We start from the raw sequence: 26897 nt of genomic DNA, 5'->3' as shown, positions 1-26897 counted from the left end.
CGCATTGCGCACCTTACATTCATCTCATAGGGTCCGCAATGCGCACCTTCCAGGGGCCTCCGGGTGCGCATTGCGCACCTTACATTCATCTTGTAGGGTACGCAATGCGCACCTTCCAGGGGCCTCTGGGTGCGCAATGCGCACCTTACATCAGCTACTTTCTAACACAGGAATTCGCGCGGATCGGTGACATACCCCGTTAGCGCAGAAGCCGCCGCCGTATAAGGTGAAGCTAGATAAACTTGCGCTTCTTTATTCCCCATCCGACCGGGGAAATTGCGGTTAGTTGTAGACACGCAAATTTCCGGTTCGTTCATCCGCCCGAAAGTGTCTTTCGGACCACCCAAACAAGCGGCGCAAGAAGGCGCGGCGGGTTCGATGCAGCCTGCAGCTAAGAAGATTTCCGAAAGCGTTTGACCCTCGTATTTGGTGACAAACAAATCTTCGTAAACTTTCTGAGTTGCTGGTACTAAATAAGTCGGAACTTTGACTTGATTTCCTTTCAGAATGCGGGCGGCATTCAGAAAGTCGGAGGTTTTGCCGCCGGTGCAGGAACCGATGTAAACTCGATCGATCTTGACATCGCGGCAGTTACGGGCTAAGTCGCGGTTGTCGGGAGAGTGCGGTTTGGCGACGACTGGTTCTAATTTGCTGACATCGTAGGTGCGATCGCTATAAAATTTAGCATCCCCATCGCTGTAAAATGAATCGAAGGGTTTGTCAGTCCGCGAAGTAACGTAATCAAACGTAGTTTTGTCGGGCGCAACCGTGCCGTTCTTACCGCCAGCTTCAATCACCATATTGCACAGCGTCATCCGTTCTTCCATCGTCAAACGCTCAACTGTATCGCCCGCAAATTCCATTGTCCGGTAGTTAGCACCGGCAACGCTAATATCACCAATAATCTGCAAAATTAGGTCTTTTGCTAACAAATAATCCGGCAGTTCACCGTTGAACACAAAGCGCATGGTTGCGGGAACTTTGATTAAAAGTTTGCCGGTTCCCATGATAAAAGCCGCGTCTGTATTGCCGATACCGGTGGCAAATTGTCCGAAAGCGCCGGCATTGCAGGTGTGGGAATCGGTGCCGAAGAGCACTTCGCCCGGTCGGGTGTGGCCTTCTTGTGCTAGGGCGATGTGGCAAACTCCTTTGTAGTCGGGATTTGCTTTGAAGTCCGATCGATCCGTGATGTCGTAAAAGTATTTTATCCCTTGTTCTTGGGCAAAATCGCGGAGAATATCGACGTTGCGGTTAGCGCGTTCGTCGTTGGTGAAAATGTAGTGGTCGGGAATGAGGACGATTTTGTCTGGGTTCCAGACTTTAGCATTCTCACCGAATTCGCGTTTGAAAACGCCGATGGTGCCGGGTCCGCAGACATCGTGGGTCATCAACACATCTGTTTCTACCCAGATATTTTCTCCGGGCTCGACTTTAGTGCGGCCTGATGCTTTGGCTAATATTTTTTCGGTCAGAGTCATTCCCATAGTGCGATCGCTCTTTTTTGTTAGATGCTACATAGTGTAATTGTAAGCGAAACATTCCCTGTTACCGAGGATACTGAGGCAACAAAATGTCTCTGATGTACTTCCAACTTTAGGGAACTGTCCAGTTTGATAGCAGTTTTCAATTGCATCGAATACCAATTGTAGAGCGGAAAATCCCCACCTTACGAAAGTATGCGTAATGTTATGTCTTGTTAAATAATCAGAGTTCATTATCAGGATATAAACTATATTGGACGGAACCTAATTTAAACATTCAGTTTTGGCATGACCAAATTTTTGTAATATTTTGTGGAAAAGTTGAAGGGAGGAATTATTATGATTTGTGACAATTTTCAACACTTCAAAGTGCAGCTATTACAAAGCGATCGCACTTCGGAATTCGTAGCGATCGAAAAAAAAACGCGATCGCTAAAAATATCCGCTGCGGGAACTGCGATCGGCACTCTGCTAATTCTGTTAGCACCGCCAGTTGAAGCTGCTAATCTGACATTCGTGAGCGATCGCGCGGCCTTGGGAGGTACAGATCGCGTTGATTGGTCGATTTTAGGGCCAGTCCAGCCGCCGTTTAAAGTATTGCCCAACTCCTTCTCAGTCACCTCGGAACAAGGACTGGGAGTTAATGTCAATATTCCCGCGGCTACAACTCCAGGAGTGACCCCTCCTTTACTTTTTCAAACCTTGCCTTCACCAGGCATTCCCACCAACTTTGCCAGCGGTGATTTCATTTTGTTTACAGGCTTAATACCAGGCCCGCCACCATCAGTAGGGAACCCAGGCCCGCTGACAATTACTTTCGATCGCCCCGTGGCGGCCGCCGGGACGCAAATAGCGGTAGATGATACATTTTTATTCACTGCATTGATCTCGGCATTTGACAGTAATAATAATTTGTTAGGCAGTTTCTCAACATCAGGAACATCCTCATTAGCACTAGATAATTCGGCTCAATTTCTCGGAGTTCGCAGCGATGCTGCCAACATCTCGCGGCTCGTTTATAGCAGTTCTGAGGGCGATCGGGCTTTGGGGATCAATTCGCTCAGTATTGCCGAAGCAGTGCCAGAACCTAGCAGCATTGCTGCTATGATTGTTGCAGGATTGGGATTGTTGGTCGTCAAAATTAAGAGGCGATCGCTGTTGGTTAAATGATAGTTTTACCAGACCAAATTGCCGATCGCAATCGGGTGTTATAACGAAGACAAGCTCTCGTTACATGAGCAAATAAGCGATGCTCAATTGGATTGTACTTGGATGTATAGGGAAGATAATGTGCTATTATGATTTCTAGATATAGCTCATTAACTAATTTTTGTAAGTCCGATTTAAAGCTATGATAATTGGAATTATTACTACCACATCTATCACCTTTAATCAAAATGAAATGGCTTTAGGGGAGAAATTCAGGAATTTTTCCACCACTATTTAATCGCTTTGCAAGCAAAATTTACTCATATATTTACTAATACATAGGGTTAAATATCCTCTGTTATTTTGCACCTCATAAATTCCATGAGGCACTATTTTGCTATCAGCCAAACTGAAAAAGTCATGGTCAAGTGTGGTAACGGTTTCGGTAGTATACAGAGTTCTTGAGCGATATAAATTTCCAATAAATTCCTTTTTTTTGGCATCCATACTAATGATAAAATTCCCCTGTCACTCATACTCTTCAGTTATTATGGCAATATTTTTAAATTGTTCGTTACGATTTCTTGTTATTCCTGTTGTTGTTTTTTTTTTAGCTTGACGTTTTACATACCCGTGCGTTTTTAATAATTTTTGAACAACCGTTACGATGACTGTTATGCCATGAATTTTCAGGCATTCAACTATTTCTTATTCAGTGATATTAGTCCATTTAATATTCTCATTCATTGGGCTGCCTGCTGTATAAAAATTTAAAACTTCTAAAAAAGTTTCATTCAAACCAGGTATGAGAATCGCTAGTTTTTCTTCCTCCTCCTTTTCCACGAATTTCTGTGTTGATTAAAAGTAGTGTCTGATTCAGTTGTTAATTCCTTAATGCTTTTGGCTATTGTATTTCTGTCTGCTGCCCAAATTCGGGATATGTAACTAATTCCACCATCCCCAAGTTTTTGGGCTTAAGAAAGCTGCATATTTTCGTCCCTCTTTTTAGGACAAAGATTGATAAAGTTTCCGCATCTGAGCAGTAATTTCATAGGAGTAATACATAAATCTACCTGAATAAAATGACTGAACCCAACCACCAATTATTAGCAAAATAAACAAGGTGAACATCCCATAAGGATAACTTTTGACCCTAACAATCAAATGTCAAGTACATTGATATTCACTCATTTGTTTATTATACCTTGCTTGTGTTATTAAATTTTCATTCCTTAACTAATGACTCCTGACTCTTCTTTTGAATTTCTCCGCACCGCAAAACCGGATGAATTCTTGCCACCCGTCAGCCGCTGGATAACGGCGGGCGGATTATTTTTGTTGGGAACTTTTGGCAGTGCGATCGCCCTTGCTGCTGTCACTAAATATAATGTTACCGTCAGAGATCCCGCTACCGTCCGTCCGGCTGGAGAAATTCGCATTGTAGAAGCGGCGACAGCAGGCACGGTTAAAAGCCTTCATGTGAAAGAAAATCAGGCTGTCAAATAAGGAGATGCGATCGCCCCGAGCGACTCTTCCCAACTTTTAACCAAACAAAGCCAACTGCAAGGAAATATCCAGCAAAACCAACTGCAACTGCGTCAGATTGCTGCCCAAATTAGCGCTTTAGACGATCGCCTAGCAGCGGAAACCCAGGCAATGGAAGGCGCAGTTGCGTCTGCCCAAGCTGATTTAAGCCGCAACCAGCGGGACTATGGAGAACGGCAAATTACCTCGCTGGCTGAAGTTGAAGCGGCCAAAGCTAATTTACAATTAGCCCAGTCGGAATGGGAAAAATCCCTGCCGGAATTGGAAAAAGAACAGGCTTCCTTGCAAACAGCAGCAGCAAATTTAAAGGCTGCCGAGGTAAATTTAAAAGCAGCCGTTTCTAAACGCGATCGCTATCAGTCAATCCAAGAAACAGGCGCTATTTCGCTGGATTTAGTGGAGGAGACGAAACTTGCCACACAGCAGCAAGAACAAGCCGTGGCAGGGCAAAAAGCCGCCGTAGAAGCGCAAAAAAAAGCAGTTGAAAGCCAAAGAAAAACCGTTGATCGGCAGCAACAAGCTGTTGAAGTGTCCGCAGCTAAATTAAAAGTTGTTGAAGCTGCCTTGAATCCCAGTGCCGCACCCGTGGCGATCGCCCGCCCAACAGCGAATTGCTCAAGAAAAAGCCAAGGGTGAAGCAGCTTTGGCAGCGTTGAAAAAAGAACGATTAACTTCGATTCAGAGTCGCGCTGACATCGAAAATCAAATCAATCGCGATCGCCAAGAGCTCAAACAAATTGATACCGAACTTGCAAAAAGTGTCGTTCGTTCTCCCGTAGACGGCACCATTCTCAAACTGAATCTGCGAAATCCCGGACAAACTGCACAACTCGGCGCGGCAATTGCTCAAATTGCTCCCGCTAATGCTGCGATTGTCGTCAAAGCTCGCGTCGCCGCTCCCGATATTGGTAAAATTGCGATCTGTCAAACATCTATCCTGCGGATTTCTGCCTATCCCTATCCCGACTACGGCGTACTAGAAGCGAAAGTTAGTGCGATCGCACCCGATGCCATTGCTGGTGAAAATAACAGTCCGCCTTACTATGAAGTGACTGTTATGCCCCAAAAAACTTATTTAGTCAAGCGCGATCGGGCTATTACCCAATCTGCCGATCCACAGTGCTGTCAGTATCATATTCAAGCAGGAATGGAAGTTACAGCCGACATTATTTCTCGACAATAAACCGTCCTTACATTTCTTCTCAGGAAAGCCAGGATGATGGCCGATGTTTAACCAACTTTACCATCACTAATTAGTATATTTGATGATGTAATTCACCGCGACGTTCTTAGGGCGAGTTATTGATGGATTGCCACTTTTTTTTGCGTTTATTTTTTGTCTTTACAATAAAACAAACAGACATTAACACAAAAAATAAAATTATGCAAGTCACTCGATTATGTGACTTGTAACTAATAGCTAGTGACTGTTATTAGTTAGTAATTACTTAAGAAAAGCAACTTAAATCAGGGACTGTCAAAAAATCTCAGAGTGCATTTCTACAGTTGTAGACATTAACAAGAATGAAATGAGCTAGATACCCGCACCGCAAGGGTATCTGGTTTCGCCATTCTCACCCTGTATGCCAATGGAGATACTTCCCATGAATTCACAGACACCAAAGCGTCAGCGCGCAGTTATGTTGACATCTGAAGGTATGGATAAATTCCCAGCAGCAAAAGCTGAGGCCAAAAGTTACGAAAATTGCTACCAACATTATACTCTCGAAGTTTTAGGCGATCGCACAGACAAGGAGCCAGATACTTTCATTAAGGGATTAGTCAAGCAAATCTTGGATCGGGTAGGGGCGATAGTTGTGGAGATTGCAGGGCAGGTGCAATTCATTACTCAACGGGCAGAAGAACTTTTGAGCCAGTATTTTTTACACCGGATTCCCTACTCATTGCCAGAATCCTTACAACATTGGTTCCAGGAGCAGATTGCGCGAATCGCATTCAACCGAAATGTTCCCTCTCGCTGTTTGCCCTTGCACATTCAGCAAGCAGGAAGACAGTTGATCGTCCGTCTGCTTCCAGATCCCATCAACCAGCAATATCTCTTGCTGTTGGAGGAAGAAGAACTGCAATCATTCTCTATTTCGACCCTGGAATCGCTAGGACTCACCAAACGCGAGGCAGAGGTTTTATTCTGGATTGCCAAAGATAAAAGCAATGCAGGAATAGCTAAAGTGATCGGTTGCAGTGAAGGAACAGTGCGAAAACATCTGGAGCATCTTTACGGGAAACTAAGCGTACAAACCCGGACGGCTGCTGTGATGGTTGCTCTGGAAAAATTGGGGTTGTTCAACGGGGAATTTGTTGCAATCTATTCATAATCCTATACGCGGATCGTCGTATTGTTCCCCAAGTTTATTTGGAAGACTATTAGATCAAACGCTGTTATCCAGCGTTCGATCGCAGCTCAAAAAAAGAGCAAAAAATACGGCAACTCACAAACGGTTTTAATTTGATTCAAACGTACTTTACGTTTTAAGGAGATGACATGGATTCCATTAAATTGCAAGCAGCAATCGAGCTAGCCGGTGCCTCCTGGCAAGCTGGCGAAACGAGCATGACTCAGCTTTCAGATGCCGAAAAGCAACTGCGGCTCGGTTATACGCCTGGGCCTAACGAACCGTCCTTTGAAGAACAAGAGCAAATCGCCAAGATCAATCAGGAAGTCTTTAAGTCGGCACAGATTAAAGGCGAGACAGCAGGCTATCCCGCCAGCTTCGATATGCGGACAGGTGGATTTGTGACAGCAGTCAAAGACCAAGGTTCTTGCGGTTCTTGTGTTGCGTTTGGCACTGTGGCAACGATCGAAACCACCATTCGCCGCATTCGCAACAATCCGGCGCTGGCGATCGATTTATCCGAAGCTCACTTGTTCTACTGCTATGCCCGCGCTCTAGGACGTAACTGCGGGAACGGTTGGTGGGTGCCACCCTCAATGGATTCTGCCAAAACAGGACTCGCCATCGAAGCTTCTTACCCTTACACCGCAGCCGATCAAAATTGCAGCAACCTCGCAAGTAACTGGCAAAGTAGCGCCGTTAAAATTAGCGGCTGGCATGAGATTAAATCGATCGCAGATATGAAGGAATGGCTTTCCACTCGCGGCGCGTTGGTAGCTTGCTTCACTGTCTACACAGATTTCTTCGCTTACAAAAGCGGCATTTATCGCATGGTTAGCGGCAAGGTTGAGGGTGGTCACTGTGTCTCGATCGTGGGTTACAACGACACGGAAGGCTATTGGATTGCCAAAAATAGCTGGGGAGAGAACTTTGGTGAGAATGGCTTTTTCCGCATCGCTTACGGGCAGTGCGGGATTGACTCCAGTATGTTCGCGGTGGATGGCATCGTTGAAACAGGCTGGTTGTCAAATGTGAAAATTCTCGGACTCTGGACAAATAATGCCGATCGCAATGCTTATGTCTATGTCAGCGAAGGCATCGGCTGGAGAAAACTCTCTGATGCTAGCGATGAAACAAACCTGGATATGTTGATTCAGCTTGCTGCGTCTAAAGCGGCCGATCGTCCAGTCAGCCTCTATCAAGAAAACGGGATCATCAAAGAAATTTACGCCTGGTAAAAAACAGCGGACTTGAGAGGATCGTCCAAAATCCCCAGTCCAACAATTAACGATTCGCTTCTAGACATTAAGGAACGACCATGACTTATTCCAGCAATCCAGCCGGTTCACCTGATGAGGTTTGTCTGCCTTGTCAGGCGATCGCACAACCCTTCAACCCCAATACTAAGGAGATAAAAATGGAAGCCTACCCCACCCAAGAACCTCCCGTTCAAGCTGCGAAGCAAACCGCAAGTCAAGAAGAGCGTCCCACCTTCGATCCCCCCGCTCAAAATGCTGTTAGTCAAGGCAACACAGCTTGGCAAACTGATAAAAAGGTACTGGGACTGTGGACAAACAGCTCAACTCGTAACGCTTATATGTATGTGGATCAGATTGGTTGGCGCAAATTTGCCGATAATTCTGACTCTGCGATCGTTGCCTTCAACGTCATCGCAGCCCATGCTAAAGTGTTAGCTAAACCCGTCCAATACTATGAAGAAGCCGACAACAAAGTATCCACCCTTTACGTTTGGTAAAGCTTGATTGTTGCCGACTCTCCCAGTTTATGCCGCGCTGGACTCAAAGATTTTCCATCGAGTCTGTTGGCGGTTGATGGTTCAATTTTAAGGTTTACCATCCAACCGTCAACCGCCACCCAGCCAATTCCGATTCTAGTGCGACTAAACTTGGCGAGCGCTGTTTCTTTTGTACATAAATATGTTTTTAGCCTTAATCCTTTCGACCTATTTAGTATCCTTTACCGCCCTGTCTCCTAACATTGTTTCACATACTTGCGTAACATCTCCTCCAGTGCCGACCGCACAGCCAAAACAGCAATCTATACAGCTACCTCCATCACCCCATACATTACAATCTATGTCTGAAGTAACTTTATCTCAAGCCGATAGTGGTACAGTTTTAACCCTCAAGCGCGGACAGACACTCATACTTCGTTTAGACGAAAATTCAACAACAGGCTACCGCTGGTATCTGCCCGCCTTAGATACAGAAGTTTTACAATTCAAAAGTGACGACATTAATCTGCCTAGTAATACAGGGATAGGTGGTGGCGGGCAGCGCGTGTTCACCTTTCAAGCAAACAATCCCGGTCGAGTAAAATTACAACTAAAAAACTTGCGTGAGTGGGTTGGTGAGGAATCAACCATTGAGGAATTTCAAATCACTGTTCAAGTCTCCGAATAGCAACACTTCTGACAGTTTCATGGCTTACGCATCTGGGGCTAAGCAGCAGCTTGTTGGGGAGTGAGTAGCATTTAGTCGGCTTGACCAGTTTGACTGAGTTTGCCCCCATGAAGCGCACCAAATCTCAAATATCGAGTTTTGATAACCCCAAATAGCGAATGCCTTCTGGTGTCACCTCAAAGCGACAGGGGACAATCTCTACACCTGCATTAATCGCCTGTCTGAACAATTCTCCGTAAAGGCGATCGGCACTATCCCCCGGAGCAAAATCAGTACAATCTCCGCGATTAATAAAATCTTGTACCGCTTGATGAGAATTCCGGGTAAAAGAGGAGGATATTTGTCAATTAAGTCAGTCATGGAGCATTGCTAAATAGACATAATTTTTGTAGGGCGGGTTCACAAACAATACCTGCAAATAATTGACAATATAAAAAAACAGCCCCCACCCAACCGTAAATCACTTGTTGAGCAAAATTTAGGGGTTTGAAACCAGCTTTCAGGGCGGAAGATTTTTAGGGTGGGGTGTAAAAAGCTATCCTGAAAACTTCACTATCAACTGTAAAGTTGATTTTTTTATCTAATAATTTAAAAACTAATTTTGTTTCGCAAACATATCAAGCATCTTTACATAAAACTAAGCCTACAAAGCCGAACGGCTGCTGTGATGATTGCTCCGTAAAAGTTGGAATTTTTCAAAGCATAATTTGTTGCAATATCTTCATAATACTATACGCCGATCGTCGTATTGCTCTTCAAGTTTATTTTGAGGACTATTAGATCAAAAGCTGTTATGCAGTTTTGAAACTCAGCTTAAATAACTCTCATGACCAAGGTTGTCTTATCTAGCTATTGAACAACTTTCACGTGGAGCTTGTTTGCTGAAAACTACTCAAAAAAGAGGTTAAGTATGTTACGAATTACTGCCGATATATTTTCCGGAAGACCCGCTCCCGAGTGGATTATTACAGACGAGGAAGAAGCTAGAACTACGCTCAAAGAGATTGCTAACAATCGTAGCATTGTAGCCGAGGCAGCTTCTGCTGATGCTGGGTTAGGGTTTCGCGGTTTCACCATTGAACCCCTCTCTGACGAGCTTGCCCAAGACTTTGAACTACCCGGTAGTATGTATATGGCAGCAGGTGCGAGTGCTGCTAGCGATAAAGCAAACGAGATTGCTGAGCGTTTGATCGGCTTAATGAGCAGTGCAGAATCACCTCCAGAAGCATCGGCTTTCGGTGAAGAACTACCTTTAGATGAAATGTTGCAGAATTTTCTGCGACAACAACTGGAAACCAGCAGCAGACTTTCAGTATCTGATGTTGAAGACTTACCAAACATGGCGGTAGATACCTCAAGTGAAGTGGCTGCTACCTGCTTTTATGATACTTCGCCCTATAACCCCGGCTTCTGGAACAACAACCCCGTAATCCGGCAGAACAACAACTGCTATAACTATGCAAGCAATAAGCGCACAGATACTTTTGCCCAACCAGGAAAAGGATGCGGACATCAGTACACTGCAATTAATTGCGTAGAAGTTACCAAAGCTTCTCTGTGCGATGGATTGCACAAACGCTACGATTGTTTCCCCGCCTCACAAGCCCCTCGCTATTTAGTAGCACTGGTTATTGCCCCTGGTCCGGGCTTTGTTGATTTCCACTGGTATCGCAAAATGCGAGAAGGATTTTGGGGTCACAAACCGGGTTCGACAGCGGCTCGGAATACAGATAACAGTGGCGTAGTCATCACTAACCCAGCTACCTGTAACCGTGGGCCTTACACCATATTCTGTGGCTACTTTTACACTTGTAAGAGCCAAAAGATTAAATAGAATTTATAGCACTGCGGAATGTGGGTTCCCCACACTCGACAAGGAGATCGTGGAACGGCAGCATTCACTCACAACATATCTAGAAAGGATAATTGGCTGGGGTTTTTTAATGTTTTTGGTGACTTTGCTTGAATGTTCAGTCACAGCTTTAGGAGACAAAAAGATGCAAGTAGAAGTAGATATGTTTAGTGGCCGACTCAACCCACAGTGGGAATTGACAGTGCAAGAATCTCAGCAGTTTACACAACGGCTTCAATCATTGTCTACACATCAAGGAGAAGGATCTGTTAATGAAGGATTGGGGTATCGTGGTTTGATTGTTCGAGAAAGTGGTGAAGAGGTTGAGGGCGAGCGGGAAATTGTGATTTCTAATGGATTGATCGTGGCTATAAGCAAGGGTAAATCCCAACAACTTACCGATAAAAACCGTACTTTAGAAAAATGGCTAATCCAGACAGGAGAAGGACGGTTAGATGGCGAACTTTACCATCAAATTAGCAAACTAGCCGAGTAAACAGCACAGGACTTATGCACAAAGTGTATCTGTAGGGCGCAGCAAACCGCACCTTACCCGACGACAAACAATGTAAAAAATTCTCTTTTGCGTAAGTCATAAATAAGTCGAGTCAGTAGCAAAAAAAGTAGAAGCTCATGTCAGAAAAACTGTCATGGATTTCTAATAACACTCAATAAGAGGTATTTATGTCTGAACAACCTAGTTTTCCCATCCCAGAAACTGCCCAAGCTGATGAAACAACAGGGCGTTACATTATTACTTTCCGCGATGATGCGGTGATAGAAGGGTTAGATCTTCTGAACGACCAAACTGGCATCAGAGGACTGGCAAATGCAGCAGATTTCCCCGACTCTGCTCTAGACTTGAGCCAAATTGAAGCAGCAGGGGGAGCGGTGTTTCCCACTCTCGGCGTGGCCGTCGTCTCATTAGACGAAGGGGGTTTCAGCAGCATCATGACCTCAGCGGGAGAGGATTCGGCTATTGTGGCGATCGAACCGGAGCGCACTTTCTACGCCATTGGTGATGGGTTGTCGGCAGACTATTTGCGGGGTTATCGCGATGCGGTGAATAACCTGTACGACAAAGCCACTACTACAGAAGCAGCAGAAATCGAGAAACAAGAATGTTTTTCCGATGATAGCGAGTCTACTTGGGGTTTGAAGGCAACGAAGGTGATCAACTCTCTGTTGACTGGTAGTGGAATGAAAGTTGCTGTGCTGGATACGGGGATGGATCTCCAACATCCCGACTTCGCAGGTCGATCGATCGTATCGCAATCTTTCGTGCCTGGGGAGGACGTACAAGATGGGATGGGTCACGGTACCCACTGCATCGGGACAGCTTGCGGGTTCAAGGATCAGAACGGTCGCAGGTATGGGATCGCTTACGAATCGACCATTTATGTCGGTAAAGTGTTGAGTAATGCCGGTAGTGGCGCTAGCGGCTGGATTCTGGCTGGAATGGAATGGGCGATCGCCAATGGGTGTCAAGTGATCTCGATGTCATTAGGAAACACCAATCCAAAGCCCTCTACGGCCTACGAAACTGTCGGTCGTCGGGCACTGCAAAAGGGGTGTCTGATCGTGGCAGCCGCAGGCAACCATCGACTAACTTCTCCCCCCGGTACCGTCGGACAACCAGCGAATAGCCCGTCAATTATGGCTGTTGCAGCCGTCGATACCTGCCTCAAAGTGGCTGACTTCTCGGCTAAATCTGGCGGAGCGAGCGGGGCTAAAGTTGATATCGCGGCTCCGGGAGTGAAAGTATACTCATCACTGCCTGTGGATAAAGGGCGTTATGCTGCCTGGAACGGCACTAGCATGGCTACACCGCACGTGGCTGGGCTCGCTGCCTTGTATGCCGAATCGACTGGTAAACGAGGTTCTCAACTTTGGCAAGTGCTAACTTGCCATGCTATGTCGCTACCGTTGCCAAGTGCTGGTGTCGGAAGCGGTTTAGTACAAGCTCCGTAATGCAGAATACCCAAATCCCCGCAGGCTTAAAGTGCTGCGGGGATCTAACAGAAGACAATTTACAATAGCGCAATGGATTTACTCCAAAGGATGCTAAATATGTCTGACGAACAAGTACAGCGCATCATAGTGACTGTTGACGACCAAAACATATCGGTAATTCCATCGGTTGTAACTGCCTTAGAATCGGCGGGAATGAAAGTGGAGCAGGTGCTAGCTGTTACTGGCATCATTACTGGAGAAGTTTCTCAGTCGAACCTAGAAGGACTAAAGAGCGTACCGGGCGTGGCTAGTGTCGAGATCGATCGAGAAATGCAGGCAATTTAAACTAATCATTTAGGGTTAGTAGATCTAGTTTTGCTAACCCCAAATAGCGAATGCCTTCCGGTGTCACATCAAAGCGACAGGGCAAAATCTCTACACCTTCACCGATCGCCTGTCTGAACAATTCTCCGTAAATGCGATCGGCACTATCCCCCGGAGCAAAATCAGTACAATCCCCGCGATTAATAAAATACAGCATTACAGCCCTCGAACCCTGTCGCACCACTTCTATCAATTCTCTCAAATGCTTCTGTCCCCTCTCCGTCACTGTATCGGGAAATAGAGCAAACTCCTCTTTTACCCAAGTTGTATTTTTCACTTCCAGAAAAATCGGTTTTTCCTCACCAGTTAGCCAAAAATCCACTCTACTTTTTTTATCAGTCCCGTAAACAACCTCCGGTTGAATTAAACTGTAATTGCCCAACTCTGGAAACAATTTCAATTCCAAAGCTAATTTAACTACTCGATTTGGCAGCCCAGTATTAACTCCCACCCAAGTTGGCACAGTGTCGCAAACTTTAATTAATTCCCAAGTATAAGCTAACTTGCGTTTAGGATTGTCGCTGGGAGATACTAGCACTGGATTGCCGGGAATGTAAACACCAGTCATCGGGCCAGTATTCGGACAGTGCGCGGTGATTATTTCTCCCGAATATAATTCTATTTCGGCAAAAAATCGCTTGTAACGTTTGATGATAATTCCGGGTAAAAGAGGAGGATATTTGTAAATTAAGCCAGTCATTCGATTTTAGATTTTAGATTTTAGATTTTAGATTTTAGATTTTAGATTCTCGATTGTAGATTTTACCTATAACCGAATACATGGCTCCGCACTTTTTATATAAGTCTGGGAGCTAACACAATGGCTCATAAGTTATCAACTATATGTTATTTCTCTGCTTTTATCAACTCATTTATTTCATCATTTTTAGATTTTAGATTTTAGATTGTAGATTTTAGATTGACGCATCATAGCACGAAACGGCGGTTTGTAGTTAGGACGAAGAGTCCCGATCGATTATTGAATTTCCGCAAGTCAGTAATATCAATAAAATTGGTATCAGCGCAATTTTCCCTAGAAGTTTTATGAGTTCGTGATATGATTCTCCCGGTTCGCGATTAAAATAAGTGAATCCTTTTAGCATTAGCGTTTGTAACCATTTGTGTCCCAATTACAGAAGCCCTCTCGTTCCCTCGCAGGGATTGCCGGCATTGTCGCAGTCGCCACTCTAATTAGCAAAGTCTTTGGATTGGTGCGCCAAATTGCGATCGCCGCAGCCTTTGGAGTCGGTGTCGCCGTCGATGCCTACAACTACGCCTACGTCATCCCTGGTTTCTTATTTATTTTGCTCGGAGGGATAAACGGGCCATTTCACAGCGCCATCGTCAGTGTTTTAGCCCGCCGGGATAAAAAAGAAGCAGCACCCTTAGTCGAGACTATCACCACCTTAGTCGGGGGCATATTGCTGTTGGTAACAGTCGCTTTAATTATTTTTGCAGATCCGGCGATCGATTTGGTGGCACCGGGATTAAATAGAACAGCAGAAGGTTTACAAATCAAAGCAATTGCCGTCCAGCAATTTCGGATTATGGCGCCGATGGCATTACTTTCAGGCTTAATCGGCATTGGTTTCGGCACTCTCAACGCCGCCGATATGTACTGGTTGCCTTCGATTAGTCCTTTATTTTCCAGCGTTGCACTTGTCGGCGGTTTGGGGCTTCTGGCACTGCAACTCGGAGACAAAATTATTCAGCCAGAATACGCACTAATGGGCGGCTTAGTGTTAGCTTGGGGAACTTTAGCGGGTGCAGTTTTGCAGTGGTTGGTGCAACTGGTGGCGCAGTGGCGCGCCGGCTTGGGAACATTGCGTTTGCGGTTTAATTTTAAACGGCCGGGAGTGCAAGAAGTAGTTAAGGTGATGGTTCCTGCTACCTTATCATCAGGAATGCTGCAAATTAATGTTTATACTGACCTATTTTTCGCATCCTACATCCCTCAAGCTGCCTCTGCGTTGGGTTACAGTGGCTTGTTAGTCATGACGCCTTTAGGCATCATTTCTAATGTAATTTTAGTGCCATTTCTACCCATATTTTCTCGCCTCACCGATCCGAGAGATTGGCCGGAATTAAAAGATCGCATTCGTCAATCTTTAGTTTTGACCGGCCTTACGATGCTGCCGCTGAGCGCTTTAATGATAACGCTGGCTGGGCCGATCGTCCGCGTTGTTTACGAACGCTATGCTTTTGATCGGTCAGCCTCGCAGTTTGTTACGCCGATATTGATGGCTTACAGTATTGGAATGTTTGTGTACTTGGGACGCGACGTTGTGGTACGGGTATTTTACGCTTTGGGAGACGGGGAAACCCCTTTTCGCATCAGTATTATCAATATCTTTTTCAACGCTCTTTTGGATTATTTGTTAGTAGGAGCTTTTGGCGCGCCCGGATTAGTTTTGGCGACGGTGGGAGTGAATCTTCTGTCGATGATTATGCTTTTGTACTTATTAGATAAAAAGCTGGGTGGTCTGCCTTGGGGGGAGTGGAGTTTACCTTTTCTCGGGTTAACTTCTGGCAGTTGTCTAACTGCTTTCGTTACCTTGGCTACTCTGCAAGCCTGTCAAAGAGTTTTGGGTACTGAAGGTTTGGTAATTCAATTAGTGCAGTTGAGTGTGGCAAGTTTTGTAGGGTTAGGAGTTTTTGCCCTGTTTGTCAGTCAGATGAAGTTGCCGGAAGTTGATATGTTTGTCGATCGCATTCGGGGGCGTTTTCGCAAATAAAATTGTCGGGGCGGGTTAAAGGCGAAATACTAGACACAACGCCCACAATCTGCGTACAAAACCCGCCCTTTACTTTACATTTTTCGCTGAAATTCCTCAAGAACATCCATCAATTGAACTTGACACTGCATCGGAATTAAATCGGCCAGTGGCACTTCCCGCTTGCCGCCGCCCAACTTGACAGGAATTCCTTGCAAAACTCGTTCCACTTTGTCAGCATCTAAATTGCCATCTTCCAGCATTGAATAAAGTTGTTGGGCAACAACGGTATGCAGGTGAGCATCTCTCAGATACAAATGCCATTTGGCAATGTCAATGTAGACATTTTCGCCGATTTCGGCTGCTAAGGATTCGATCGCCTGTGTAGTATTAGCCATATCAAAAAAGCCGAAAGTTATTTGTTATCAATCAAAAGACTTAACAAATCGCCGCCAACTGCCTTCAGCCAGAATCTTTGGTGAGTGGCGAATAATCGGCGATCGCAAAATGGTAAATCGCGTGGGCCAAAACTACTAGAGCCCATCCACCCGTTACTGAAATTGCCCAAGGCCAATCAGCCTTTTGCAAATTGTGAACAAACCACAAACCTGAATTGGTAGCAGAAAAAAGACCGACGTGGATAGCAAAATTCATCCGGTCATCTAAGCGGCGGTACTCTGGATCGTTGCGGTCGGGTTTGCGGGGCCAACGAGGAGGCATAGTTTTTCACTTGATATTAGTAGTTCAGTGCCTATTTTAATCATAAGTGCAGCTTTTTGAATGCTGCATCCCTCTTTCGGTAGGAAACTTATGCCTCTACATTTTCATAGTCTCCAGACTTGCCACCACTTTTACTCACCAGTCGAATTGACTCAATGGCGATCGACTTTTCCAATCCTTTAGCCATATCGTACAAAGTCAGCGCCGCCACCGAAACCGCCGTCAGCGCCTCCATTTCCACCCCTGTTTCCGCCTTAATTTTCACCGTCGCCCGAATTTGATACCCCGGCAACCCAGCATCCGGCATCACCTGCACCTCCACGCTACTCAGCGGCAGAGGGTGACACAGAGGAATCAAATGTGCAGTCTGTTTGGCCGCCATAATTCCAGCCAGCCTTGCAGTGCCCAACACATCACCTTTCGGCGCATTCCCCGCTTCAATCGCCGCAAAAGTCTCCGGCAACATCCGCACCCGGCCAGCAGCCACAGCTTGCCGCACAGTCGGCACCTTCGCTGAAACGTCCACCATTTGGGCTTCCCCGCTGTTGTCGAGGTGAGTTAGCTGTGCGCGATCGGGCAATTTAGAAAAACTTTGCGAAAGGTCTTGCATTATTTTGGTAATGGTGTTACTGTTAGATTCTGTGAGAAAAGAACTTAATCAATTTTAGATTAAATCTGAACTCAACAGGGGCTTGTAGCTTAGTTGGATAGAGTGCATGGCTACGAACCATGAGGTCGGGGGTTCGAATCCCTCCAAGCCCACTACTAAAAGTTATGAATTTTGAGTTTAGAGTTTTGAATTAAGAAATTAATTCAACTCACGACTTAAAACTCATAACTTTTTTAATTTTGTACGTTTACTGATTCAAAGCATAAATATCTTTGCCTCGACCGATCGCAAATTTCATCGAATTAGATAAGCCCTTGCTAGACTGAGTAATAAAAATCAGCAAAGCCAAGCCAGCGAGGCCAGCCGCAAAAGCAAACATATTTCTGTAGCCAACTTGTTCAGCAACAAAGCCTAAAGTCGGTCCCGCAACCGCAATTCCCAAATCAAATCCGCCAATACAAAGCGAAAACAAGCGGCCCCTTTCATAAGGTTGGCACCTGTCCGACATCAGCGTTACCATCATCGGCAAAACCGTACCGCCCCCGCAACCTTCAACCAAAGCTGCTATTAAAAAAGCATTGCTGTTGTTAGCAAAATACAACAATAACATCGACACGGCATAACAGATTAAGCCTGCTGAAATAAACAAGCCGCGACCGTATTTGTCCGAAGCCCGTCCCGTGAGCAACCGTATACCGAAACTGGCGATAGCCGCCGTCGAATAAAATAATCCTGGATTCAAATTAGTCTTAGTTTCTTGGATAAACAAAGGCATAAAAGTGCTCAAAGTTCCAAAGACTAAACCAACCACTAATAACACTAAAGCCGGAATCCGCACTCTAGGATTCCAGAGCATTTCCCAGTATTTTTGGCTATTTTTGTCCTCAGATAGCGAGCCCGATTTGGTTAAATCTGCAAAATTAGGTTCCGCAACTTTGCAGGTAAAAAATACAGCCATTGCAGCGAAAGCCGCCGACATCGCAAACAAAGGAGTATAACCAACCCAAGCTTGCACAAATCCGCCAATAGCCGGCCCAACTGCTAGACCAATAGGATTCACCAAGCTCATGTAACCGATTAGTTCGCCCCGCTTTCCTGGCGGCGATAAATCTGTTACCAAAGCGCTGTAAGCTGTAGTAAAAGCGGCGATACTAATGCCGTGAAAAACGCGAATAAGTAACAGTAAGGGGATAGATTGAGCTAACAGGTAGCCCAAAGGGGCGATCGCAGCGACTGTCGCGCCTAGCAGCAAAACTTTTTTTCGCCCACTGCTGTCGGCTATTTTACCCAACGGTGGCCTCGATAGCAAAAGTCCGATCGCAAATGCACCCATCACAAAGCCAATTTGCTGTTTTGTGCCGCCCACAAATTGAACGTACAGGGGCAAAGTGGGCAGTAGCGAAGCCAAACTCGACCAGAATAGCAGGCCTGCCGTGAATAAAATTAGTAAGCTGCGTCTGGGTTGGGGATCGATGTCCCTAAAAATATTCAAGATGCAATTCCCTTTAAATCTTCTGAGTGCGCTCAAGCTGAGGTAGAGTTAGGCAGTTTTATTTCCTGCCTTTTGATTGCCGAATGTAGCTGTGAAAAGACAAACTGGAAATTGTCGCAGGTAGCATAGTTCGATCGCACTTTTAAGTGTATCTCTTTATTGTGTTACAAATTGTTAACATCTGCAACTAAAAAGCTGTAGATTCCCCTGAGTCTCCCCTTGCGCCGCAGCAATAAAGCCTAGCATAATGGTTTATACCTGTCCCTTTCACCAATCAACCTCAGCCCTTTCCTCCACCACCCGTTCATAAACCCACTGAGTTTCCATCGCCAACTTCGGCCAACTAAACCGGCGTTCCAAATCCTCATAAGCATTGTCAACCAACCACCGCGCGTAACCCGGATTTTTCAGCACCTCCAAAATTCCCCAGGCCAAAGAATCCCGATTGTTTGCCTCAGTAACAACGCCAGTTTTAGTGTGCAGCACCACCTCTGGAAGTCCGCCCGCATTCGACACCACCACAGGCACTCTTGCAGCAAAGCTTTCTAACGCTACAATCCCAAAAGGTTCGTAAAGACTGGGGAAAACCGCACAGTCAGCCACCGTCTGAAATTTGTCAAGATGTTCCTCAAACATGAACCCAGTAAAATAACACTTATTCCAAATTCCTAAATGCCAAGCTAAATGTTTGAGCTGGTCGGTATTGCCGCCACCAACAATTACAATTTTTGCTTTACCCCCCATTTCCCAAATTACTTTAGGTGCCGCATTGAGAAATACAGAAATACCTTTTTCATAGCTAATTCTTCCTACATAATAGACAATTTTCTCATCGTCAGCAGCAAACCTGCGGCGGAAATCCATAGCGTCAAATTCGTGCCACCTCGGCTTTTTATCTGGTCGAATTCCGTTGTAAATTACCTCTATTTTGTTCCACGGAGTCGATAGTACCCGTTCGGCTTCCCGCCGCATATAATCGCTGCAAACAATTACCCGCCAAGCGTTGTAAGCGAGGTCGTTCTCCTTGGTGTTAATGTAGCGCTGCCCCTCATTGTGGATGCCATTGAAGCGCCCGTATTCGGTGGCGTGGATGGTGGCAATTAGCGGTACTTTAAAGGTATGCTTGAGGGCGATCGCCGCATCTCCCACCAACCAATCATGAGCGTGGATGATATCAAAGGATCCTTCCTCCAGCATCAGTTTCCCGCCTTGGTGGCCCATGCTTTGGTTGAGATTCGCCACCCAGTGAAAAAAGTCCCTGGCGTGTCCCACCACCACCCGATGCACACGTATTCCTTCCACCACTTCGTACATCGGCGCGTGGCCGAACTCTACTGTAATTAAATGTATTTCGTGGCCCAGCTTTACCAATTCAGGATACAGTTCCGATACGTGGCGCGCGATACCGCCTACGATTCTGGGAGGAAACTCCCATGCCAATACCAAAATTTTCATCTTTCTTCCTCCAAATAATTTATATAACTTAATGTTTAGGATTAACAGATTTATTGTAAAATAATAAGCCTCAAATTTTAGTGGCTCGTAAGTTGAAGCCCAATGCCTGACTTTTGGCAGCAACAAAGACAGAAAATCATGCCTAAATCTGGTTTTTGCATGAAGTTGCTCGATCGCCATTACCTGAAAAAAACAGGTTTCCTCAAGATTTGAGCCACTGAAGGAAGCAATGGCGATCGCGCCTACCCGCTTACCGTTTCTTCAAAATCGGCTCCAATTCGCCGCGAAAACGGTTCCAAGCAGCAGCAGATGCAGAATTAGATACAGCACCCTGACGCATCAAAATCGCGCCGTCTTCAAAGCCAACAATGCCGTAATCTCCCGATTTGGACATTCGCTCGATCGCCGGTACGATCTCCCGCAACTGTCCCCGTTCCCCGCGAAACGCAGCCTGATACTGCTGCAACTGCCAGATATCGGCAATTACATATTGCATCTTCACTGCCTTCCCCGCATCATTGCGGAGTTCAAACATCGGAAACCTGAGAATTTCCCGCCTGCTTGACAAAATCGGCACAATAGTATTCGTCGCTGCCACGCTAGCATCAGCAGGAATTTGAGCCAACAGCGGCCGCACTTGCAAAACGTGCTGCCATTGTCTGACAAGAGGAACCTGCACCCAAGGATCGATCGCATCGGGCAAAATCCAAGAAAAAGTCCGATTTGGGTTAGAAGTGAAGGTAAAAAATAGCGACAAACAGATGCAAAACGCCCAAAAGCGGCGAAACTTTGAAGACGAAGGCAGAGGAAATAAAGCAGAAGGAAAACGCAAAAACATTCTTTCCTCTCTCACCATTCTATCTTCTTCCTTTTGACGCTGGGCCCACCACAGAATTGCCCCATAAAAAAGCCCTGGAACCACAGTCATCGCATAGCGAATATTAATTGCCAGCACCGACTCTCCTTTCGCTAAAAATAGCTTCAGCAGCGGAAATCCAGCTATCATCCAAGACGCAGGCGCGAAAGCTGGAACCAAAGCTAATGGCAACCACTGGCCAAGCAGGTATCTAATCTTACCAAAAAACGGCGTAAATAACTGAGCCACCAACCGCCAGGGATTGCTCACCATTCCCCAAATAATTTCTAGAGTAGAAGCTTCATCTCCATCGGCATATTGACCGAAGCGCTCCATCATAAACCGCTGGGATATGTCAGCAGAAAACAAAGGCATAATCAGATTAGTTAGGAGGATCATATAACCAAAACTGAGTATGCAGACGGCTAAACCAGTCCGAGGGTAGCGCCGACTCAAAATCAGGTAAACTCCGACGCCAAATAAAACAACTCCCCCATCTTCTCGCACGGCCAAAATTAAACTTGCCAGAATCCCAAACAAGGGCCACCAGCGCTTCTCCATAGCCAGCAGCAAGCTAAAGACATACAGTGGCATTTGACAAATATCGTGAAAATTACCCAAAGTCGGGCCGATGACCGCGTTAGCGCAGTAATAGCTCAGAACAATTGTCGCCGACAGCCTTGGTTCCAGATAGTGTCTGGCGAGAGCATAGAGCACTCCTCCAGCCACCGTAATTAAAGCCACCTGCAACACAGTCAAAGTGACGGGGGAGGGAAACAGCGAGTAAATTGGCAGCCACAGCATCAGCGCCGGCGTGAAATGCTGCCCCAACCGATAGTAAGATACGGACGGGAGCTGATTTTGGTGAACCACGTTAGTGGACAAAGCCGAAGAGAGGGAACTCTCAAACAAGTGACCCCGAGTGCCGTTCCAAAAAAGTTGATTGAAAATGCCTTGGTCGTAAGTAGCGTAAAAACTGTAGTAGCGGTGCAGCGTCAGCAACAGGCACAGCACAAAAAAGGCGGCCGCCACTTGAACCACCACCCGCAGCGACTCATTTTTCTTCCATCTCAAAAATATCATCTGCCCGCCTGTAATGAAATTATCGGACAATAGCATAAATCTAAAGTAAGTATTAAATTAAAGTAGAAGTGAAATAACTCGGCTCGGCAATGCTCAATTATTTTCACCCGATCGAAAAGCTCAACAGCGTCCATCCAACACTTGGCACCAGCGGCACTGACTGTTCTCCCGAACAGCCGGTAAATTCCGCACCGCTTTTACAGCTTTTGCTGTTTGTAGACAAGCGTTCCTCTTCCCGGGAACAGACCAGACACATCCGCAAGTCCCTAAAGGATTTGAAAGCAGACTGCGACTTTGAGCTTCAAATCATTGACGTAGGAGAACAGCCCGATTTAGCCGAACACTTTAAACTTGTAGCCACTCCCTCGCTGCTCAAAATTCATCCCGATCCGCGACAAACTCTCGCCGGCAGCAATTTAATCGCCCAACTCGAACACTGGTGGCCTCGCTGGAAGCGTTCTGTAGAAGAATACGCAGCTCAGCAGCAGTCAGCCCCAGCACTTGCTGAAAGCCTGACTAACCCAAAACCACTCTATTCCGTTGCTTGCGCCGCCGAAATTGTGCAGCTTTCTGATGAAGTTTTTCGCCTCAAACAGGAAAAAGAACACCTGCAAGAGCAGTTGCAGTTGAAAGACCGGATTATTGCGATGCTAGCTCACGACTTGCGTAATCCCTTGACGGCTGCATCTTTGGCTTTGGAGACTTTGGAGTCAAGTCAGAAGGTGAAAGAGGGGGAAAAGTCGCGTTTGACACCGAGTCTGGCGGCTCATTTGATGAAACAAGCCCGCCGCCAAATCCAAATTGTCGATCGTATGATTACAGATATCCTGCAAGCAGCCCGGGGTACAAACGCTCAACTCCACATTGAACCAAAAAGAATCGAACTGCGGGCGATTTGTCAAGATGTAATCTTGCAATTTCAAGACAAATTTCAGGCGAAAAGTCTGAACTTAGAAACAGACATTCCCGCAGATTTGCCCTTGGTTTATGCCGATCCCGATCGCATTAAACAAGTCATGGTCAACCTGCTTGACAACGCCAGCAAGTACACCCCAGACCGAGGAACTGTTAATCTTTCAATTCTCCACCGCACCGCTTACAAAGTTCAAGTCAGCATTTGCAACAGCGGCCCGGGAATTCCTGAAGAAGATTGCGCGAGCATTTTTGAAGACAGCTTTCGCTTGCAGCGAGATAAATCAACAGACGGTTACGGCATTGGACTGTCTCTGTGTCAAGGCATCATCCGCGCCCACTACGGTCAAATTTGGGTAGACTCTGTACCCGATAGAGGCAGTTGTTTTCACTTTACTCTGCCCGTCCAAAAATAAAACTTAGCTGTAGATTTGTCAGTTGTCAGTAGCAACCGAGTTTGATATTACAGCTCAACTTTTCCGCAGTGCAGCAATAATCTGTGCGTTTGCCTTGGGAAAAGTAAATTGGTCAATTTCGTCGAGTGTCACCCAGCGAATTTCATCGCATTCGATCGTTTGCGGTTCCCCGCTGACGTGGCGGCAGTGGTGCACGTATAGTCTAACTGTAAATTTAGTGTAGTCGTGGTCAATTGTAATCAAGCGATCGCCAACTTCTACGACAATCCCCAACTCCTCCATAATTTCCCGTTCTATGCAAGCTTCGATTGTTTCCCCAGGCTCTATTTTTCCGCCAGGAAACTCCCAGAAACCCCCGTGCAGTCCATGTTGTCGGCGCTTGTCAATCAAAATTTGTTGGCGATCGTTCCAGATTGCAGCAACGCCGATAACTTTGTGGGCAAAAGGAGGAACAGACATATTAATTGGGAATTGGGTATTGGGAATTGGATATTGGGAATTTAAGAATAATATCAATAATTATTCCATTATTTAATCTAAACTCTAAACTCTAAACTCTAAAATCTAAACTCTAAACTCTAAAATATTAAGCCCCCATCTTGCGAGGGGGGGCTTGACACTTGGATCACTTAAATGTTAAGAATCTACTAATCGTCCGAGCCGTGTCTCTCACTGGCTTGTATGGACTTTTCAAAAGTCATTCGCTGTTCGGCATTTTTGAGAAAATAACCGCTAATCATAGCTGAGGCGAGCAATCTACCCAAATGTTCGCGACTGGTAGTCACTGTCACCCCGAAGTGTTCCGAAGGCAAATTCCCCAATAGTCCAACAATATTTCGCTCCATTACTTGAAACACTTCGTGAGAAGTCGGCTTAGACAACTGAGAAACTGTGTCGGGAGCCATTGACTGCACGTATTGCCATAATAAGTTGGCATTTTCTCCGTCTTCTTCAAAGAATTCTGGGGATTTATTAGATGAGTTGCTCACGAGTACCTCCGTTTCAGACACAGCTTGTTATGTTAGACGCGGGCGGTTAAATTAAATAACCCTTATCCGATCGCTGCTGATCTTTATTACTAAGTAATTACTAATGTAGCAGGACAGTCATAGGAACCAAGTGGGCACAACCGAATTAAAAGCGGCGGTTTTTACGATTTTAGATTGGGGATTGCCAGGAGGGAGACCCGATCGCCAATCCCCAATCTAGCTAGCTGGCTAGATAATCGTTGATATCTTGCTTGCGCTTGCGGAGTTTGGTCAAAGCTTCCCGTTCTATTTGCCGCACTCGTTCCCGACTGATGTTGAGACGATCGCCTATTTTTGCCAAAGTTAGGGTTTGTCCGTCTTCTAAACCGAACCGCAAGGCGAGCACTTCTCGCTGTTGCTGAGTCAGTTCCGCCATTAGGTGGTCTAAGTCAGTCCGCAGGGAAGATTGCAGGGCAAAATCTTCTGGCGTAGTACCCGTATCTTCCAACAAATCGCCCAACTCTGTATCTTGATTGTCTCCCACGCGCAAGTCCAGGGAAAGTGGCAGGCGCGCCCGATCGAGATATTCGCGAATCTGTTTGGGAGTCAATTCTAGCTCTGATGCCAATTCAGCAGCCGTGGCCGCGCGACCGAGCTGTTGAGCAAGTTGGCGCTGAGCCTTTTTAATTTTGTTGAGCTTTTCGGTGATGTGGATCGGCAAGCGGATGGTGCGGCCTTTTTCGGCGATCGCCCGAGTAATTGCCTGACGAATCCACCAATAAGCATAAGTAGAAAATCTGTAGCCCTTAGTCGGGTCAAATTTTTCTACTCCCCGCTGCATCCCGATCGTGCCTTCCTGAATTAGATCCAGTAAATCTACGTTGCGCTTGATATATTTCTTGGCAACAGACACTACCAGGCGGAGATTCGCTTCCACCATTTGGCGCTTTGCCCTTTCCCCGTGTTCGATCGTCCGCTGCAATTGTGCCTCAGACAGCCCAACTGCCTGTGCCCATTCAGCCGCCGTCGGGTCGCGGCCTAACTCTTCGGCTAAAATATTTTTCTCCTGATGCAGTGCGGTTGAGCGCTGTACCTGTTTCCCGTAGAGTATTTCTTGCTCATGGGTCAACAAGGGAACGCGGCCGATTTCCCGCAAGTAAGCGCGAACAGAATCTGTATCTGAGGACTTAAGAGTTTTCATGAGCTTTTCCCGCTGAGGATCTGTGCCTCTAAAGGTTTGCGGTAGTCGCAAACCCCTAGCTTTAGCTGGGAAGGAAAGCGGGCGGGGACTTGCGCTTTCCTTCCATTTAAAGAGGCTTAATTTTATGGTAGCTAGCTACTACTCCCAGTCAGCACCGTCTCAGGTTAGGTTTTGGTTGGGGCGTGCAAAATACTACGTTATGTTAAGAATCTTAACATTTGTGAGAGCACTTGGCTACACTTCTTCATATTTATTTCATACCAGCCTGGACTGTTGATACGAGAGTACCCGCTTTCCTGGCTTTACAGTTTGCATCAATATAAACAACATCCGCCACATCTCAGAGGGGTAGATTGGTAGAGGGGGAGATGGGGGGAATGGGGAGAGGGGGAGATGGGAGGGAATTTGATCCTTTTGGCACAGTGCAAGAAAAAAATACAAAAAATACAATTTAAATGCCCAACAGCTTTTCAATACCCTGAATATGAAGTTACAGATATTGATGAACCCGCCCCAACAGATAATGACTAATGACTAATGACTAATAACTAATGACTTCTTTGCCGTTGAGCTTCGTACAAGATGAGGGCTCCGGCGATCGACACATTTAAAGATTCTACGCCACGACTCAGGGGGATTTGGATTTGTCGATCGGCCAAACTCCTCAATTCTTCCGACAAACCAGAGCCTTCGTTGCCCAAAACTATCAGAGTCGGCACTCGCAAATCTACTTCCCAATAACTTAAACTGGCCCCGGCGACGGTTGCTAAAATTTGCATTCCTTGATTTTTATACCCGGAGACTTCGGCGGTTAAATCTGGACTGACTGCCATTGGCAGTTTAAACCAAGCTCCTGCGGAGGCTCGCAGCACCTTTGGATGGTCTAAATCGGCGCTGTCTGCGCTCAACAGCAAACCGTCAGCATTAGCAGCCGCAGCCGTGCGGACGATCGCCCCCAAGTTGCCGGGATCTTGGATTGTTTCTAGGGCTATTCCTAAAGTTGACAATTTTGCGGGTTCTGTTGCGGTGCGGGGTGCGGTGGCGACAATGCCGTCGGGTTGGACTGTAGTGGCGATCGACTCTAATACTTTTGCACTTACTAATTCTGTGCGATCGGCTAAATTACCAACTTGCTCCCAAAGTTCCCCGTGATCTTCGAGCCATTCGGGAGTGCAGCAAACCGTTGCTAGCGGGTATTTGGCAGCGCAAGCTTCTTCGAGCAAGTGCGTCCCTTCGAGTAAAAATAATTGTTGTTCCCTGCGTCCCTTCGAGCTGTGCAGCTTGCGGATTTCTTTAACTAGGGGATTTTGAATACTTGTCAACATTGTT

At 46.1% G+C, this 26897-nt stretch carries 27 protein-coding genes, 1 tRNA gene and 2 pseudogenes; 15 read left to right on the top strand and 15 right to left on the bottom strand.

The genetic code is table 11. The features are described from left to right. Positions 1-161: 161 nt before the first annotated feature. Positions 162-1484 (bottom strand): 3-isopropylmalate dehydratase large subunit, encoded by a 1323-nt coding sequence (locus QUA27_RS03550; protein ID WP_190661862.1) that lies wholly within the window; start codon positions 1482-1484, stop codon positions 162-164. 336 nt (positions 1485-1820) lie between these two features. Between QUA27_RS03550 and QUA27_RS03545 the strand changes: the two genes are divergently transcribed. After that, positions 1821-2651, top strand: a complete 831-nt coding sequence (locus QUA27_RS03545) for a PEP-CTERM sorting domain-containing protein (protein ID WP_333066361.1) — start codon at positions 1821-1823, stop codon at positions 2649-2651. Here the strand turns inward: QUA27_RS03545 and QUA27_RS27275 are convergent. Beyond that, positions 2644-2877 (bottom strand): ISAzo13-like element transposase-related protein, encoded by a 234-nt coding sequence (locus tag QUA27_RS27275; protein ID WP_445251466.1) that lies wholly within the window; start codon positions 2875-2877, stop codon positions 2644-2646. The two genes, QUA27_RS03545 and QUA27_RS27275, sit on opposite strands and share 8 nt — an antisense overlap. Positions 2878-2924: 47 nt before the next feature. Beyond that, positions 2925-3299, bottom strand: a pseudogene (locus QUA27_RS27270) (ISAzo13-like element transposase-related protein). 570 nt (positions 3300-3869) lie between these two features. On the opposite strand from QUA27_RS27270, the gene QUA27_RS03540 reads away from it, so the two are divergent. The 7 genes from QUA27_RS03540 to QUA27_RS03510 all read left to right on the top strand — a co-directional run bounded on the left by QUA27_RS03540 (position 3870) and on the right by QUA27_RS03510 (position 8952). Continuing rightward, positions 3870-4136, top strand: a complete 267-nt coding sequence (locus QUA27_RS03540; RefSeq protein WP_333066360.1) for a hypothetical protein — start codon at positions 3870-3872, stop codon at positions 4134-4136. A gap of 150 nt (positions 4137-4286) precedes the next feature. Next, a complete protein-coding gene (locus tag QUA27_RS03535) occupies positions 4287-4811 on the top strand; it encodes an HlyD family secretion protein (RefSeq protein ID WP_333066359.1) in 525 nt (174 codons plus the stop codon). Continuing rightward, positions 4750-5358 (top strand): beta-barrel domain-containing protein, encoded by a 609-nt coding sequence (locus QUA27_RS03530; RefSeq protein WP_333066358.1) that lies wholly within the window; start codon positions 4750-4752, stop codon positions 5356-5358. Before QUA27_RS03535 ends, QUA27_RS03530 begins: the two co-directional genes overlap by 62 nt. Before the next feature lie 421 nt (positions 5359-5779). After that, positions 5780-6511, top strand: a complete 732-nt coding sequence (locus QUA27_RS03525) for a helix-turn-helix transcriptional regulator (protein ID WP_333066356.1) — start codon at positions 5780-5782, stop codon at positions 6509-6511. 167 nt (positions 6512-6678) lie between these two features. Continuing rightward, positions 6679-7767: a C1 family peptidase gene (locus QUA27_RS03520; RefSeq protein WP_333066354.1), complete on the top strand. Its 1089-nt coding sequence runs from the start codon at positions 6679-6681 to the stop codon at positions 7765-7767. A gap of 80 nt (positions 7768-7847) precedes the next feature. Beyond that, entirely contained in the window at positions 7848-8285 is a 438-nt protein-coding gene (locus QUA27_RS03515; protein ID WP_333066353.1) for a hypothetical protein, read from the top strand. Between the two features lie 340 nt (positions 8286-8625). Next, complete coding sequence (locus tag QUA27_RS03510) at positions 8626-8952, top strand: protease inhibitor I42 family protein (RefSeq protein ID WP_333066352.1); 327 nt, start codon at positions 8626-8628, stop codon at positions 8950-8952. Between the two features lie 124 nt (positions 8953-9076). Here QUA27_RS03510 and QUA27_RS03505 read toward each other — a convergent pair. Next, a pseudogene (locus QUA27_RS03505) lies at positions 9077-9247 on the bottom strand (DNA/RNA nuclease SfsA); the annotation flags it as partial. Between the two features lie 615 nt (positions 9248-9862). On the opposite strand from QUA27_RS03505, the gene QUA27_RS03500 reads away from it, so the two are divergent. The 4 genes from QUA27_RS03500 (at position 9863) to QUA27_RS03485 (ending at position 13102) form a co-directional block, all read left to right on the top strand. Next, positions 9863-10786: a hypothetical protein gene (locus QUA27_RS03500; RefSeq protein WP_333066350.1), complete on the top strand. Its 924-nt coding sequence runs from the start codon at positions 9863-9865 to the stop codon at positions 10784-10786. A gap of 163 nt (positions 10787-10949) precedes the next feature. Further along, entirely contained in the window at positions 10950-11300 is a 351-nt protein-coding gene (locus tag QUA27_RS03495; protein WP_333066349.1) for a hypothetical protein, read from the top strand. A 188-nt stretch (positions 11301-11488) separates the two neighbouring features. Next, positions 11489-12775 (top strand): S8 family peptidase, encoded by a 1287-nt coding sequence (locus QUA27_RS03490; RefSeq protein ID WP_333066348.1) that lies wholly within the window; start codon positions 11489-11491, stop codon positions 12773-12775. 99 nt (positions 12776-12874) lie between these two features. Next, a complete protein-coding gene (locus tag QUA27_RS03485; protein WP_333066347.1) occupies positions 12875-13102 on the top strand; it encodes a hypothetical protein in 228 nt (75 codons plus the stop codon). A gap of 1 nt (position 13103) precedes the next feature. On the opposite strand, the gene sfsA is transcribed toward QUA27_RS03485, so the two are convergent. Further along, positions 13104-13841 (bottom strand): DNA/RNA nuclease SfsA, encoded by a 738-nt coding sequence (sfsA, locus tag QUA27_RS03480; protein ID WP_333066346.1) that lies wholly within the window; start codon positions 13839-13841, stop codon positions 13104-13106. A gap of 421 nt (positions 13842-14262) precedes the next feature. Here sfsA and murJ point away from each other — a divergent pair, with 421 nt between their 5' ends. Next, positions 14263-15876 (top strand): murein biosynthesis integral membrane protein MurJ, encoded by a 1614-nt coding sequence (gene murJ / locus QUA27_RS03475; RefSeq protein WP_333066345.1) that lies wholly within the window; start codon positions 14263-14265, stop codon positions 15874-15876. 74 nt (positions 15877-15950) lie between these two features. Here the strand turns inward: murJ and QUA27_RS03470 are convergent, their stop codons facing one another. From QUA27_RS03470 to moaC, 3 genes are all read right to left on the bottom strand, one after another. Further along, positions 15951-16253: a DUF3181 family protein gene (locus tag QUA27_RS03470; protein WP_333066344.1), complete on the bottom strand. Its 303-nt coding sequence runs from the start codon at positions 16251-16253 to the stop codon at positions 15951-15953. A gap of 64 nt (positions 16254-16317) precedes the next feature. Next, complete coding sequence (locus tag QUA27_RS03465; RefSeq protein WP_006633890.1) at positions 16318-16575, bottom strand: 2TM domain-containing protein; 258 nt, start codon at positions 16573-16575, stop codon at positions 16318-16320. 88 nt (positions 16576-16663) lie between these two features. Next, positions 16664-17185 (bottom strand): cyclic pyranopterin monophosphate synthase MoaC, encoded by a 522-nt coding sequence (gene moaC / locus QUA27_RS03460; RefSeq protein ID WP_333066343.1) that lies wholly within the window; start codon positions 17183-17185, stop codon positions 16664-16666. A 78-nt stretch (positions 17186-17263) separates the two neighbouring features. Here moaC and QUA27_RS03455 point away from each other — a divergent pair. Further along, a tRNA-Arg gene (locus QUA27_RS03455) sits at positions 17264-17337 on the top strand. A 95-nt stretch (positions 17338-17432) separates the two neighbouring features. On the opposite strand, the gene QUA27_RS03450 is transcribed toward QUA27_RS03455, so the two are convergent. The 3 genes from QUA27_RS03450 to QUA27_RS03440 form a co-directional block, all read right to left on the bottom strand. After that, positions 17433-18677 carry an MFS transporter gene (locus QUA27_RS03450; RefSeq protein WP_333066341.1) on the bottom strand — a complete coding sequence of 415 codons (1245 nt, stop codon included), beginning with the start codon at positions 18675-18677 and terminating at the stop codon, positions 17433-17435. A gap of 267 nt (positions 18678-18944) precedes the next feature. Beyond that, positions 18945-20132: a glycosyltransferase family 4 protein gene (locus QUA27_RS03445; RefSeq protein ID WP_333066340.1), complete on the bottom strand. Its 1188-nt coding sequence runs from the start codon at positions 20130-20132 to the stop codon at positions 18945-18947. 250 nt (positions 20133-20382) lie between these two features. Beyond that, positions 20383-22107: a DUF2079 domain-containing protein gene (locus tag QUA27_RS03440; RefSeq protein WP_333066339.1), complete on the bottom strand. Its 1725-nt coding sequence runs from the start codon at positions 22105-22107 to the stop codon at positions 20383-20385. Between the two features lie 53 nt (positions 22108-22160). Here QUA27_RS03440 and QUA27_RS03435 point away from each other — a divergent pair, with 53 nt between their 5' ends. Further along, a complete protein-coding gene (locus QUA27_RS03435; RefSeq protein ID WP_333066338.1) occupies positions 22161-23399 on the top strand; it encodes a histidine kinase in 1239 nt (412 codons plus the stop codon). 54 nt (positions 23400-23453) lie between these two features. Here the strand turns inward: QUA27_RS03435 and mutT are convergent, their stop codons facing one another. The 4 genes from mutT to QUA27_RS03415 form a co-directional block, all read right to left on the bottom strand. Continuing rightward, positions 23454-23858: an 8-oxo-dGTP diphosphatase MutT gene (mutT, locus tag QUA27_RS03430; RefSeq protein ID WP_333066337.1), complete on the bottom strand. Its 405-nt coding sequence runs from the start codon at positions 23856-23858 to the stop codon at positions 23454-23456. Between the two features lie 188 nt (positions 23859-24046). After that, positions 24047-24388 carry a DUF760 domain-containing protein gene (locus tag QUA27_RS03425; RefSeq protein ID WP_172187001.1) on the bottom strand — a complete coding sequence of 114 codons (342 nt, stop codon included), beginning with the start codon at positions 24386-24388 and terminating at the stop codon, positions 24047-24049. A 220-nt stretch (positions 24389-24608) separates the two neighbouring features. Next, positions 24609-25568 carry an RNA polymerase sigma factor, RpoD/SigA family gene (locus tag QUA27_RS03420; protein WP_190661889.1) on the bottom strand — a complete coding sequence of 320 codons (960 nt, stop codon included), beginning with the start codon at positions 25566-25568 and terminating at the stop codon, positions 24609-24611. 548 nt (positions 25569-26116) lie between these two features. Beyond that, positions 26117-26893: a TrmH family RNA methyltransferase gene (locus tag QUA27_RS03415; protein ID WP_333066336.1), complete on the bottom strand. Its 777-nt coding sequence runs from the start codon at positions 26891-26893 to the stop codon at positions 26117-26119. Between the last annotated feature and the right edge of the window lie 4 nt (positions 26894-26897).

The sequence above is a fragment of the Microcoleus harperi Pol14_C6 genome (assembly GCF_036701295.1).
GTDB lineage: Bacteria > Cyanobacteriota > Cyanobacteriia > Cyanobacteriales > Microcoleaceae > Microcoleus.
The sequence above is the reverse complement of the archived record's forward strand: the minus strand, read 5'-3'. Positions and strand labels throughout refer to the sequence as shown.

Coding starts and splice junctions, on each gene's coding strand:
- QUA27_RS03550 (WP_190661862.1), bottom strand. CDS start 1,484: ATGGGAATGACTCTGACCGAAAAAATATTAGCCAAAGCATCAGGCCGC.
- QUA27_RS03545 (WP_333066361.1), top strand. CDS start 1,821: ATGATTTGTGACAATTTTCAACACTTCAAAGTGCAGCTATTACAAAGC.
- QUA27_RS03540 (WP_333066360.1), top strand. CDS start 3,870: ATGACTCCTGACTCTTCTTTTGAATTTCTCCGCACCGCAAAACCGGAT.
- QUA27_RS03535 (WP_333066359.1), top strand. CDS start 4,287: ATGGAAGGCGCAGTTGCGTCTGCCCAAGCTGATTTAAGCCGCAACCAG.
- QUA27_RS03525 (WP_333066356.1), top strand. CDS start 5,780: ATGAATTCACAGACACCAAAGCGTCAGCGCGCAGTTATGTTGACATCT.
- QUA27_RS03520 (WP_333066354.1), top strand. CDS start 6,679: ATGGATTCCATTAAATTGCAAGCAGCAATCGAGCTAGCCGGTGCCTCC.
- QUA27_RS03515 (WP_333066353.1), top strand. CDS start 7,848: ATGACTTATTCCAGCAATCCAGCCGGTTCACCTGATGAGGTTTGTCTG.
- QUA27_RS03510 (WP_333066352.1), top strand. CDS start 8,626: ATGTCTGAAGTAACTTTATCTCAAGCCGATAGTGGTACAGTTTTAACC.
- QUA27_RS03500 (WP_333066350.1), top strand. CDS start 9,863: ATGTTACGAATTACTGCCGATATATTTTCCGGAAGACCCGCTCCCGAG.
- QUA27_RS03495 (WP_333066349.1), top strand. CDS start 10,950: ATGCAAGTAGAAGTAGATATGTTTAGTGGCCGACTCAACCCACAGTGG.
- QUA27_RS03490 (WP_333066348.1), top strand. CDS start 11,489: ATGTCTGAACAACCTAGTTTTCCCATCCCAGAAACTGCCCAAGCTGAT.
- QUA27_RS03485 (WP_333066347.1), top strand. CDS start 12,875: ATGTCTGACGAACAAGTACAGCGCATCATAGTGACTGTTGACGACCAA.
- sfsA (WP_333066346.1), bottom strand. CDS start 13,841: ATGACTGGCTTAATTTACAAATATCCTCCTCTTTTACCCGGAATTATC.
- QUA27_RS03470 (WP_333066344.1), bottom strand. CDS start 16,253: ATGGCTAATACTACACAGGCGATCGAATCCTTAGCAGCCGAAATCGGC.
- QUA27_RS03465 (WP_006633890.1), bottom strand. CDS start 16,575: ATGCCTCCTCGTTGGCCCCGCAAACCCGACCGCAACGATCCAGAGTAC.
- moaC (WP_333066343.1), bottom strand. CDS start 17,185: ATGCAAGACCTTTCGCAAAGTTTTTCTAAATTGCCCGATCGCGCACAG.
- QUA27_RS03445 (WP_333066340.1), bottom strand. CDS start 20,132: ATGAAAATTTTGGTATTGGCATGGGAGTTTCCTCCCAGAATCGTAGGC.
- QUA27_RS03440 (WP_333066339.1), bottom strand. CDS start 22,107: ATGCTATTGTCCGATAATTTCATTACAGGCGGGCAGATGATATTTTTG.
- QUA27_RS03435 (WP_333066338.1), top strand. CDS start 22,161: ATGCTCAATTATTTTCACCCGATCGAAAAGCTCAACAGCGTCCATCCA.
- mutT (WP_333066337.1), bottom strand. CDS start 23,858: ATGTCTGTTCCTCCTTTTGCCCACAAAGTTATCGGCGTTGCTGCAATC.
- QUA27_RS03420 (WP_190661889.1), bottom strand. CDS start 25,568: ATGAAAACTCTTAAGTCCTCAGATACAGATTCTGTTCGCGCTTACTTG.
- QUA27_RS03415 (WP_333066336.1), bottom strand. CDS start 26,893: ATGTTGACAAGTATTCAAAATCCCCTAGTTAAAGAAATCCGCAAGCTG.